This is a genomic window from Geobacillus sp. WSUCF1 (genome assembly GCF_000422025.1).
In the GTDB taxonomy this organism is placed as follows: domain Bacteria; phylum Bacillota; class Bacilli; order Bacillales; family Anoxybacillaceae; genus Geobacillus; species Geobacillus zalihae.
Map to the genome: position 1 here is coordinate 1 of NZ_ATCO01000200.1, position 12,374 is coordinate 12,374.

General features: G+C 49.0%; 9 protein-coding genes and 4 pseudogenes. 3 read left to right on the forward strand and 10 right to left on the reverse strand.

Translation table 11 applies throughout. The features are described 5' to 3' along the window. Positions 1-242: pseudogene (locus tag I656_RS0116810) on the forward strand (nucleotidyltransferase family protein); the annotation flags it as partial. A gap of 125 nt (positions 243-367) precedes the next feature. Here the strand turns inward: I656_RS0116810 and I656_RS01390 are convergent. The 10 genes and pseudogenes from I656_RS01390 to I656_RS0116820 form a co-directional block, all read right to left on the reverse strand. Beyond that, the gene (locus tag I656_RS01390; protein WP_020756650.1) at positions 368-1,000 is read right to left on the reverse strand and encodes a hypothetical protein; all 633 of its coding nucleotides are present in this window, start codon (positions 998-1,000) and stop codon (positions 368-370) included. Continuing rightward, positions 993-1,859, reverse strand: coding sequence for an ATP-binding cassette domain-containing protein (locus I656_RS01385; protein ID WP_020756651.1), 867 nt, complete (start codon positions 1,857-1,859; stop codon positions 993-995). Before I656_RS01385 ends, I656_RS01390 begins: the two co-directional genes overlap by 8 nt. Beyond that, positions 1,843-3,865 (reverse strand): annotated as a pseudogene (locus tag I656_RS20020) (ABC transporter permease). Before I656_RS20020 ends, I656_RS01385 begins: the two are co-directional and overlap by 17 nt. A 109-nt stretch (positions 3,866-3,974) precedes the next feature. Beyond that, on the reverse strand, positions 3,975-4,139 hold the full coding sequence (locus tag I656_RS18855) for a hypothetical protein (protein ID WP_020756655.1): 165 nt from the start codon (positions 4,137-4,139) through the stop codon (positions 3,975-3,977). Positions 4,140-4,213: 74 nt separating this feature from the next. Next, on the reverse strand, positions 4,214-4,873 hold the full coding sequence (locus tag I656_RS01380; RefSeq protein WP_020756656.1) for a hypothetical protein: 660 nt from the start codon (positions 4,871-4,873) through the stop codon (positions 4,214-4,216). After that, positions 4,870-5,739: an ABC transporter ATP-binding protein gene (locus tag I656_RS01375; RefSeq protein ID WP_033006668.1), complete on the reverse strand. Its 870-nt coding sequence runs from the start codon at positions 5,737-5,739 to the stop codon at positions 4,870-4,872. Before I656_RS01375 ends, I656_RS01380 begins: the two co-directional genes overlap by 4 nt. Continuing rightward, on the reverse strand, positions 5,736-7,787 hold the full coding sequence (locus I656_RS01370; protein WP_020756658.1) for an ABC transporter permease: 2,052 nt from the start codon (positions 7,785-7,787) through the stop codon (positions 5,736-5,738). The genes I656_RS01375 and I656_RS01370 overlap by 4 nt, the downstream gene beginning before the upstream one ends. Positions 7,788-7,908: 121 nt before the next feature. After that, positions 7,909-8,307: a hypothetical protein gene (locus I656_RS01365; RefSeq protein WP_020756660.1), complete on the reverse strand. Its 399-nt coding sequence runs from the start codon at positions 8,305-8,307 to the stop codon at positions 7,909-7,911. Further along, entirely contained in the window at positions 8,294-8,920 is a 627-nt protein-coding gene (locus tag I656_RS01360) for a hypothetical protein (protein WP_020756661.1), read from the reverse strand. The genes I656_RS01365 and I656_RS01360 overlap by 14 nt, the downstream gene beginning before the upstream one ends. After that, positions 8,917-10,784, reverse strand: a pseudogene (locus I656_RS0116820) (hypothetical protein). Before I656_RS0116820 ends, I656_RS01360 begins: the two are co-directional and overlap by 4 nt. Before the next feature lie 187 nt (positions 10,785-10,971). Here I656_RS0116820 and I656_RS01355 point away from each other — a divergent pair. Together I656_RS01355 and I656_RS18860 are read left to right on the forward strand one after the other, a co-directional pair. Beyond that, positions 10,972-11,064, forward strand: coding sequence for a hypothetical protein (locus I656_RS01355; protein WP_021322083.1), 93 nt, complete (start codon positions 10,972-10,974; stop codon positions 11,062-11,064). Between the two features lie 218 nt (positions 11,065-11,282). After that, a pseudogene (locus tag I656_RS18860) lies at positions 11,283-12,374 on the forward strand (IS1634 family transposase); the annotation flags it as partial.

Below are 12,374 nucleotides of genomic sequence, written 5' to 3' on the forward strand. Positions count from 1 at the left end.
AAGAAGATATACAAAAAGTCGTTTTGTTCGGCTCGCGGGCGCGCGGCATGGCCCGCTACAACTCGGACATTGACTTGTGCATTGACTAGACCGGAAAACAGAAGTGGAAAATCAAAGAGGATCTTGACGAGATTGTCGGCATTTACTCATGTGATGTGCTCTTTTTCGACGCGCTGAACGAAGCGATCCGGCGCGAAATCGAGCGCGACGAGAAGACGATTGATGACAAAGCCCGCTCATAAACTATTTTTGTTTAGGATGGTCTGTCCCGTATCGGGGAGATGAGGTGGGGGCTGTACGGGTGTGTCCAACGAACGGAGACCACACCAGCAAGCCCCCACATTCCTCTGTTGGGTTCCGCCCTCGTTTACCAAAACTCCCGTCCAATCAAAACGGCGGCGATCACAATGCCCGCCCCCAGCCACATCATGGGGAGAAGGAGGGACAGCGAATCGGCCGGCGCTTGAAACAAAAACAGATGTGGCCACGGCATGAACGTCCCTTGCGTCGCGACTTCCATAAACGTATAGACCGCGATGACGGACAAGGCGACATCCAGGCTGCCAAAGACGCCTAACAAGGCAAGCCCAATCAACTGGTAAAACAAAAACAACAGAAACAGGTGCCCCAACACGGGAGCGGTGAGAAACATCGTTCCTTGAATCCCTATGACCGCCGCGACAAGAAGAGCGATGCATCCCCCATGCAAAACGGCATAGCGGACCAAGTCGAAGACGACCGCTTTCCGGTAATGCCATACCAACGCGTCTTTCGCCCCTTCGTCGTACAAATGGCGGTACAAAAAGACGAGATGCCATCCGGCGATCGGCACGGCAATGCCTTGGATGACGGTGTACGGCAAAAACGGTTCGTCGGAGCGGGCGGACAAGATCCCCATCAACCCGACGCACAGCCCATAGACGAGAAACGGAAACCAGTACAATCGGCCGAGCAAGCGGCGGTCAAAAGAAAAATGATGGGCGATCGTTTTTTTATCCATGCGCTTCCGCCTCTTTCAACAACGCCAAATATCCGTCCATCAGCCGCGGGGCGACGCGCCGACCGATCGGCTCTTCGGACAAGACGCGCACGACGACGTGGGAAGGCTCTTCGCTCATTTGCACGACTTCGTTGGTGGCCATGATCGAGTCGAGTTCCGCAAACGGCACCTCCAACTCATACGTATAAGGGGCGGCTTTTTGCTTGAGCTCATCGGGACTGCCTTCAAACAGCACCGTGCCGCGGTCCAACACCCCGATTTTGGTGCACAGAAATTCAATGTCCTCGACAAGATGCGAAGAGATGACGATCGTATGATCGTGCCCCAGCCGCTTCAACAAATTGCGAAACCGCACGCGCTCGCGGATGTCAAGCCCGGCCGTCGGCTCATCAAACAGGAGGATGGACGGCTCCCGAAGCAGCAGCATGGCAATGCCCACCCGCCGCCGCATGCCGCCGGACAGCTCGCGCATTTTTTTGTTGAGGTGCGAAGACAAGTTGACTTGTTCGATGACCTTCTCGATTTTGGAGCGGCAGGCGGCGGGATGTTCCCCTTGCAAGACAGCGAGATGCTCAAGCACTTCATACATCGTCAGCTCCGGGTACATCATAAACTCTTGCGGCAAATAGCCGATCTCGTTCACCCGCTTCACTCTCGTGCCCGTGCTGATCGGCTCGTCTCCGAGCGACACCCGTCCGGCATTGAACTCCAACAGTCCGGCCACAATGCGCATCAACGTCGTCTTGCCGGCGCCGTTTGGCCCCAGCAAGCCGTACACGCCGGAGAGGGTGAGGGAGACATCGGATAAAATCGGCTTCTTTTTCACGATTTTCGTCAATCCTTCAATGACGACCGCCAACGCCGTTCACCTCCTGCATCATCTCCAAGATGCGGTCCCATGTCCAACCGTCGTCCATGTTCGCATACCATGTCCGCAAACATTGTTGCTTTTGGTCGACATCCAGCGGCTGAAACGCCTGATAAATGGCTTCAATTTGCTTCTTTACGGATGACGGCTGCGACTCGAACCACTCGCTTTTGGAGCTCCAGTCGATCACCGAAAGGCCTTGTTTTTGCATCAGCCAGCGGGTGGCCAGCGAAATCCACTCGTTGTACATGATCCGCGATCCTTTCGGCGGAACCGAAAGACGGAGCATTTTTTCATAATAATCTCGTTCCATATGATAGGTGCCAATCGAAAAAAAAATTCGTGTTATAGACAAGATGGTCATGGGCCATAAACGAGGATAGCCCCGAGCTGGAGAACACAATCTTGTTCGGCAGCGATGAAACCGCCGTGGATGCGATTTGTTGTACATGATGAAACGTTTTTTTTTAACTGGCGGATGACCGTCGGCGCCCGTTCCGCCATGTGCGGCCAGTCAGCGGGGTAGGTGATCTCATATCCTTGATCGACGAGTTGATGCCCTTGCCCTTTGATCAAGGTGACCGCCTGCGCTTTCCCTCGGTAAACCGTCCCCCGCTTTGGCACATTGCAAAACAGCACATCGCCGTCCACGTTCAAGGTAAAGGTGTACGTTTCATTCGGAACGAATTGATCGGTGAACGCCCCATCCCAAGCTCTCGTTCCCGCCACCCGATATTCATAAGCCCGATACATGTGCGAAGCCCTCCTTTTCGGATACCACGCCCGATCCGCCAACAGGACGATGCGGCCGTTCGTGTACGGAATGAGCGCCGTATCGACGATCTCATAGGAAAAGGTGAGCGTCGAGGTGCGTTTCGGCAGCCGCACGGTCACGAGATCGCCGTTTCTCGTAAACGTGACGGGCTGGTGGTCCGCTTCAATCGAGTGGAGCGGATACAAATGGTACAGTTGAAACGTGGGCCGGTTCGTGTCCAACTGGGACAAGGCCACGCGCACGACCGCGCGCGATCCATGCAAAGAAATGTCATACGACTGGATACGGTAGCGCAAATCGGCTTTCGTCTCTTGTTTCATCTGGCGGTATTCCTCGAGTTCGGTCGTCTGATCGGCCGAGTGAACGCCTTGGTGTTCGTTTGCAAGGAGTGGTAGGCGGTTAGGACGATCAGAAACGGGAAGACGAGAAATGCTTTCAAGACGGCGTTTCGCTCCTTTCTCGTCTGCGTAAAGCGGATCGACGACAACAACGCCAATCCGACAAGGGAAAGAAACCATGCGGCCCATTTCCATTCCCCGCCGCGGTCGACCTCAAACCCGATGTAGGAATCATACGCTTGTTGAATCGCGTGTTTTCCGATAAACAGCAGCGACGTCCAGTCGCGGGCATGAACAGTTTTGGACAGATCGATGAACAGCTCAGTCGTCATCGGGCCGGTCAGGATCCATACAAGCAACATAGCGAAAAAACTGACCTTTTTCGTTTCCAACAGCAGCGCGATGATGACGCCGTACAGAACGGTGAGCACGAGCGGTCCAAACTGGTAGACGGCGAGAAACCGAAGCAGCGACCAATACAGATCCGAAGGCTCCACCCCAACGAAGAGATACACGAGTGAAAAAACGCCGTAGCTCATCATCAGCATGATCCCTTGGCACAGCGCATGAACCGCCAGCAAGGCGCTCATTTTCTCCAGCAAAATCCGGTAGCCGTCGGCGAACCATGACGAAACGCCGTAACGAAGCTCGTTGGAGTAGAGAAAGTAGAACCATACGATGTAAAAGAGCGAAACGATTTGAACAAGCATGAACACTTCAGAAGGCAAATCTCCAGAGTATTCCATGCCTGCATTCATATCGTCTGAAAAGAATAAAACGAACCTGACAAGCAGCAAAACAAAAAATAGGATGCTGGCGCCAACATATAACTTGCTTTTCAACAATCGTTTCCAATAAAAAACAAACAGCCATTTCCATCTCATCACCGATCAACCGCTTTCTTTCTGAAAAGTTGACAAAAGAAAAATGCGGTCAGGGATCGCACCATTCTTTTTAGGCGTATCCCTGACTCCCTCATCATCCGGATTCGGGTTATTTGACGGTAATGGTCACATATCCTCTTGAGCTAACCGTTTGACCAACAATTTGCCCATAATATTTATCGCCGTCTTTTTGTGTAAAATTGCGCGTTTCTTCTTGACCGGGATTGAGCCAGTTGGTGGAAGCGACGACGCTGTCGGGCCACCAATTGATCAATTTGTAAGCATAGCCTTTCGTTCGGATGGTAAGCCGTTATTTGCCGCCAAACGTCAATGATCCCCTGTCTGCTTTTATTGAGGTTTCCGATCTCCTTTGCTGATCCAGACAATGGTGATGAATGCTGCTAGAAAGATGGACAGCGTTAACATGATGAATTTGTTGATGAGCATCGGTTCCCAAACCGGCGGCTCGAACAAAAAGATATGCGGCCAGGGCATGAACGTTCCTAATGTGGCCACTTCAAGCACCGTATAAATAAAAATGACTGTCAGTGCGATATTGGTGTTTTTTGTAAGAACAAGGGAGGCAGTGCTGAAAAATAGGTAAAAGAACGTCAATAGAATGAAATGAATGAGATTCAAAAAAGACAAAGAAGAGACTCCATATTTCCACATGAATGCCCCGCTTAGCACGACAACCCCCAACAAATGGATGAAAGAATAACGTACAATATCGATCCAAACCCATTGCCTATAGTAAGGGACAAGCGTCTCTTGCGCTCCGTCTTCATACAGTTCGCCGAACCGATAGATGAGGCACCAGCCGGAAAACGGGATGAACAGCCCTTGGATGATAATCACATTGTCGTAAATACTTGGCGATTTGCGGGGAACAAACAAAATAAGCAACAGCGATAGGATGAACATCGCTGGTGGGATAAAAAAGGCTCCGCCCATTGTCTTGCGGTCAAACACGAATGCGGTTCGCATCCATTCGATGTAAGCTTTCATCTTGGTTCCCCTCTCCTGACAACAGCCAAATAGCCGTCGATCAAGCGCGGCGCCACCCGTCTTCCCCCTGTTCCCCCGTTTTTGGAGAATACTCGCGCGTGAATGCCATCCTCTTCTTCGAGAAGCTGAACCACTTCTCGCGTTGCGATCAAGTCATCCAATTCTTCGGGGTGTATGCAATATTCCCATACGCAGCCTTTTGCGCGGGACTTCAGCTCAGACGGCGTGCCTTCAAACAACACTTGCCCTTGTTTTAAAACCCCAATTTTGGTGCACAAAAACTCAATGTCTTCCACAATGTGCGAAGAAATGACAATCGTATGCTCGGAACCAAGCTGTTTGAGCAGATGGCGAAAGCGGATTCGCTCTTCAATATCCAAGCCGGCCGTCGGCTCGTCAAACAGCAAGATGGACGGCTTTCGCGTCAATAAATGAGCAATTCCCACCCGTCGCCGCATGCCGCCGGACAGCTCGGACATCTTTTTTGTCTCATGGCCGTTCAAGTTCACTTTTTGAATCGCTTCAGCAATAGCTGCGTGCCGTTCGCGTTTGTCCATCATTCCTTGCAATAAAGCGAGATGGTCAAGCGCTTCTTCGACCGTAATGTTTGGATAAACCATGAAATCTTGCGGCAAATAACCGATCCGTTCATGAGCTTTCACATATTTTCCTTTGGTGCAGCTTCGTTCGTCGATCGCCACCTGCCCTTCATCCATGGGTGTCAAGCCGGCCAATATTTTCATCAATGTCGTCTTACCGGCTCCGTTCGGTCCGACTAACCCGTAAATCCCCTCTATGCAGAGCGATACGTTCGATAAAATGAGTTGTTTTTTGATTCGTTTCGTGACGCTGGATACATGGATCATGTTTGTGCCTCCTGAACCATGCGGATGAGTTGTATCACTTTCTCCCAGCTGCCATCTGCTCCTTCTCTCATTTGTTTGTACCATAAAGCCAAAAATGTTTGTTTTTTCTCATCGGATAAGCGTTCATACTCCCCAGACAGCTGCCTCAGCACTTCCTCTGTTTTCACGTCAGGAGAGTCGATTGACAAAGTCAAATCAAACGTCAAATCTCCTCCGGAATAGGGAAGGGCTAATTGTTGTTGGAACCATCTGGCCAGCAACGCTTGAAACACTTCTTTTTGCATCGATGAATGTACTCCCCTCCAAAGAAGTCCTTCTGTTATGATTTCCGGCAAATACATCAATGTTCCTTCTTGGGAGCGAAGGGAATATGGCGTATCAATTTGAAGAAGCAAATGATCGCTGCTATATACGCTCCGTTGTTCACCATGGGGAGCGAGCAACACGATGTTCGTCGGCAACTTTGCCTCTTTTAAATCGAACATCTGCACGATGTCATGGTGGATGCGCCGTACATGACGTTCGAAAACCGGCCAATCCCGCTCAAGATTCGGCCAATCGGCGGGGTGCACGATCTGCCACGGCCCGATTTTTTCCTTCACAAACATTCCCGCTACGGCTGTAATGCCGCCGGACACAACTCCTTCGTACGTTCCGTCGCTTCGACGCGGCAAATTCGTATAAAACGGCGCCGTTCCGTGAAACGACAACGTATAGCGGATCGGATGGCTCGGTTGCATCGATACAGGCACCGGACTGGAATGAACATTCACAAAGGCAAACGGCGCATGTTCGGCTTTTGTCGGCACCCAGCTGAAATCGCTCGGCAAAAACAAATAGTGCGGTGAAATCGGAATTTGCGCGGAATCGTTCATTTGATACTCAAATGTCCATTCGTCGGTCAAGCGATTGGGTGAACGTTTGACCGTGATGACATCCCCCTGTTGAATAAACGGCAGCTGTTTTCCGGTTTGATCGGTGATTCGCTTCAGAGAAAAATGATGATAAAGCACGAACGACAGCGTGTCGCCCCGAATTTGCCGCAAGGTCACTTTCACTTTCGCATGGACACCGTTTTTGGCCTCCAGCTGAATGTCGTACCGTTCAATCGAATAGTGCAATGTGCTTGGTTGGATGGTTGGATTGTGAGTTTGGTAGTAAACGTTTTCTTTAGCCAAATCAGCGTAGCTGAACACCAGTTTGTTTCCGGTGAAAAGATGCGGAAACAACCAAGCATCCCCCGCTAAAAGCAAAACGACACCTGTAATAATGGCCGCTTTCTCCTTTGTCGTGCGGGCCGTTTTCCAAAGAATGGCCCATACCGCCATCATCGACGTTAGAATCCAAAACAATAGTTTCATGTACGTCGGAAGGCTGACATTGTATCCAACGACGTCACGAAATACATCGTCCATATTCAACGGACCGATGTAGAACAAACTACGGATGTCAGAAAAGGGGATGCGATGGAAATAACGAGAAAACAATTGTGTATTCATCGGGCTGATGGCCAGCCAAATGACCATCATCCAGGCAAAGCTTAATCGATTTTTCCCAAACAATAGAGCAGTGAAAATACCAAGAAAAAAGGCAAATACGAACGGCAAGAGCCAATACACCGCAATGTACGACGCCGTTTCCGTATACAACGAAGAAAAGGGAAGACCCCATGTGCGGTAAAACTGCCATACAAGTACAACTTGCAGACCGGTGAAGAATGAAAGAAACAGCAAGTGATTCACGAACAAGGCGGCGATTTTCAACGCCGTGATGCGCAGTGAGCCGGCAAACAAAAGATTGGCGCCAAATCGATATTCATCAGAGAACAACTTATAAAAAAACACCATAAACAGTAGCATGGCTGCTTGGACGATTAACGTCATTTCCCCGACAAAGTTTCCATAATCCGTCTTGCCAAAGGAATCATGCTGGCGAATGAGAAAGCGCATCATCAGCATGATGAACCAAAATGTGTAGGTTCCCATATAGAGAATGCTTTTTCCCATCTGTTTGGCGTAAAACCACGATAGGCTAGTAAACAACGTCATAAGGGGTCACTCCATTTTTTCAGCATGATCGCATCCATCAACGATAAAAGGAAGCAAGCGAACGCCGGTGTGATGGAGCCGTGTTGACATTCGCTTGCTTGTTGCAATGAAGCGTGTCAATTTAATTCACGGTCACTTTTGCTTCGCCATAAATAGATGTCGCGTTGGCTTGTGTGTATGCTTCAGCATAGTAGAAAGACCCGTTTTCAGCTGTAAAAGATTTTTTTACTGTTTGTGATGGATAGGCTATTGCCGAAGCAACTGTTGAATCAGGCCACCAGCTGATTTGTTTTTTGGCATACCCTTGTACATAAAATGCTGGACCTGATGAAGAGACGGCCAATGTTCCAGAAGCCCCAGTAGCTTTCACTGGTGTTCCTGTGGCAGAACTAGCCCCCGGTGAAATATGCGCAATGGAAGTGCCGGCGGCATAAACAGATCCAGCAATGCTGAGAACCAACACTAAAATGAATAGTGGTAGCCCCTTAGCTTTCGTTTTACGTGCCTTATTGACAACCATCCTTCTCACCTCCTTTCAAGGGTAGTAATTTGGTAGAATCAAGTTGATAAATGGGTTTAGGAAGCATTGTGAATATTTTTTCTATTCGATTTGTAAAGATGAGATAATGTGCATTCGAAAAATCATCTTTTAAGAAATAATAAAACTGTTCTAAGTCTTCGAAGTCAAAGTGTTTCGTCGGCTGATCGAAAATGAAAACGGTGCGATTTAGCGACTGTCCAAGAGAAACAAGATAAATCAGCCGTTGAAACATCGTCAATGAATCGATGGATGCATGGGAAGGAAGGCGATATTTTTTCCATAGTGCCGATTGCTGAAAAGGACGATTCAGCCATATCGAAATATCTTGCAAACGATAGTTTCTCCACAGTTGGTGGTAGTTCTCAGGAATCACGAAAAATACGCTTTTATTCGTTTTTCCTCTTGCTTCCTGTTCATCGAAATGGATTTCCCCTTCATCGATAGGATGAAAGCCGGCAAGCGCTTTGGCGACAATATCTGTGCGAATGTGATTTTTGGCTAGAATGATGGATTGGGAAGGAAGATTGACGGAACAATGATGCAAAATCAGTTGGCGACGGTGCTTGAGGGTCACATTTTTCAATTCCATCATTTGTCTCCTTTCCCCCTTTCTTGCGCTAGTTGAATCAATATGTTTTCTTTTTCTTTTATGGATAGTGCCATGTAGTGCTCCCACGTTGTTGAGTCGATGGAGGATTTTTCCGCTATCCTGTTTCCATATCCGATAGATGGAATATGTAGTTTTTCCATTAAATATAAGCCGGCAAAGAGACTGATCTGTTCGTTTTCGAACAATCGGTATGGGATGAAAAACGCAGCCAACTCCTGAATATGTTTGGTTGCCGGGATGCCATTGACGTCCAAGAACGGATCAACATAAAACGTGTAGGTTCCGTCAGCCACCGTGCTGTCGTAGAGCGAAAGGTTTGTGGTGTTGATGCTTTTTGGGATGATTGAGACGCTCTTGACTTCTTTTGTGCAATAATCTGTATTTGCAAGATTCGGAAACAAGTGGCATAGCTCATTGCGGATGGAAACGAGTTGATGCTTCAATTCCATATAATTTCTTGTTGTGGTGAGAAATGGTTTATAAACAAGGAAACGAGTATGTTGCACTTGAATTTGTTTGTAAGGACCGTTGATCACGGAGAGACAAGGGAGATGGTCCCCATGCCAACGGTACTTTTCCTTTCCGACAATCATGTTGACTCGTGTGCATGTTTTCGTTTCTACATTGGAGTGAAGCGTTCCGGATGAGTTGATATCGTAAAGCGTTGAATCCATGGACTGCGGATACCAGTTGGCTTCAAATGGCAACAACGTGACGCCCGATGTCAACGGATAAAAGGTTGAGCCGAACGTATGTCGATAATAGATCGTCATGGATGGGGCACCGTTGGTCTGCACCTGAACAACGTTTCCTTGTTGTTGAAAGGGCAAACGCTTCCCTCCGCCTTGGATGTGATCGATTTGAAATTGCTCGTTGATCGAAAAACGAACGGTGCGTTCGTTCGGATGCAGAGAGAGTGTGGCTTTGATCGGATACGTGGATTTCGGATTCACCTCGATCTCCTTGATTTTCCAATATCCATGCAACGGGATGTTCTTGGGCTGAGCCTGATGTTTAATTTGTTGATAGAGTTTGGCGTCGTTTGCCAACAGAATGTCATCCAACTGGAATTTTGATTGTGCATGTTGAAGGAAAAATGTTACGAAAATAACGAGAGTCACACAGCCGCAAGCCCCGCGAAGGATCGCCGCATGCTTCGAAAAACGCCATAAACGGCGATGGAAGAAAGAATATACGCCAATTTGATCAGCACGCGTTCTTTTTGGAAGGTTAGGCTGAATAACGGGTCAATGTAAGGCCAACGATGGTTTCCCCACAAGGAGAAGGATGGATTGCGATATTCCAAAGAAAACAGCACGATGATCCACAAAACAAACACACCAACGAGCAACATCGCTTTTTTGGAAGAATGATAGGCGTAAACAGCGCCTGCGGACAATCCGATCATCCACGCCCATAGAAATGGGAGAAGAAAATGAATCAAATACAACGGAAACAGAAAAGCGAAAAGATCCCAACCCGCTGAATAGTTGATCACCACCGCACCGGCGATGATCCCGGCCAAGGCCAGTTGCCAAGCGAAAAAACAACCAAACGCGATCAAAGCTTGGCAGAAGACGATCGTTTGCGGGTTTGGCATGATGTCATTCATCGCGATCCAGTGAATCGGCGTCGAAGTGAACAACGATACATGCAAGCGGAAGCTGAAGAACAGCCAGACCGCCATTCCAATCGGAACCAAGTATTTCGTATATAAAATCCATTCCGCTGGATTAATCGTATGGGGATTGAGGCAAACAAAGATCAAAACCCCAGAAAATACGAATATGAAACTAGCTTCCGCTTTTAAGCGGGACGCCATTCTTGAAATGAACACCCATTTCATATGGAACGCCCTCTCTAATCATGAATTTGAAATGTTTGTAAAATTCAATGGCATTATAAAAAAAAAAAGAAGATGTCAACCTTTTACATGGAAATTCACAGTATATTCACAAATAATAGGAAAATTGTATTGTCATGATGACGATTTTTGGCCAATTTTGCGTCTTTCGGTGTAGGGAGTGTTCATTGTGCGACGTGCTTTTTTCGACGCGCTGAACGAAGCGATCCGGCGCGAAATCGAGCGCGACGGGAAAACGATTTATGAGAAATCTCCGTCGTGAGCCTAGGCGGCCTGCCCCGCATGAGCGGGCGGCTGTTTTTTGTGTCCGGCGGCCTTAGGGCAAGCGCGCTGTCCGTTTTTCAGTTGCATCGAAAGCGCTGTTATCGGTACAATGGAACTCACATTTCGCACCCTCCCGACAAAAATCGGGAGGATTTTTTTTCGCCTTGCGTCGAATGAATCTTTGAAACACAAGGAAAGCGAAGGAGTTTTCACACCATGGGAATTCCAATCGATGCGGTCTATGAAGGTTCCTATTTGAATATAATAAGTGCCATATTCAAGAAGCTTGGCCTCCTCCAGTTGATTGACCGTCTCGTTCCGGTCGATCCTCAATGCCAAACCCGAACGAGCGATGCCGTTTAGGCCATCGTCTACAATCTTTGACGGCTGGCAAGCGCTCGTTCACTTGGAACGATGGGCGCATGAGATCGACTTGCCCAAGCTGATCCGTCTTGGACTTCACCCCTCTTGGTTCAATGACGACGCTTTGGCGCGCCATCTGGATCGCCTGTATGAGGCCGACATCCATCACGTCACGTCGGCTTGTCTCGTGCAGATCTACAAGAAGGAGACCTCCCTCTTTAGGTGTTTCATGCCGATACGACCGATAAGACGGTATATGGTGCGTACGAAACGAACTCGACCGAAGGCTTGCAAATCACCTATGGCTACAATCGGCATCATTATTGGCAAAAACAGATGGGATTCGGGTTGGTCGGCAATCAAGACGGCCTTCCGTTTTACGGAGATGTGCACGACGGCCATCTGCCTGATAAGACATGGAATCCTTCCGTGTTGGCACGGATGAAAGAATAGTTTGAACGCGCGGGAATCGAAGACGAATGGATTTACGTGGCCGATTCGGCCGCCATGACGCGCGGCACCTTGGCGCAAACGAAAGCCGCCAACGCCTTTTTGATCACGCGCGGCCCGGCTTCGCTTCGGATCGGCAAAACGGCGCTGGACCAAGCCGATGCCGAGGACACGCCGTGGAGCGATCCGTTCGTCTTGGCAGAGAAAAACGGCGCCGCGTATCGAGTGTGGGAAACCGCCTCGACGTATGAAGGCCATCCGGTTCGGCTGATCGTCGTTGAATCCAGCGCGCTGGACCAACGAAAAGGGAAGAAACTTGAAAACAAACGGAAAAAAGAAGCAGAGCTTCTTTCACAAGAACAAGCCCAATGGGAGAGCCGCCTGTTTTCCTGCCGGGAAGACGCCGAACAAGCGCTGGCGTCTCTCAAGGCTTCCCTTCGCCCTCGGTTCCATCGCGTCGAGGCGTCCGTTGACGAGGTCATTCGCCCGAAAAAA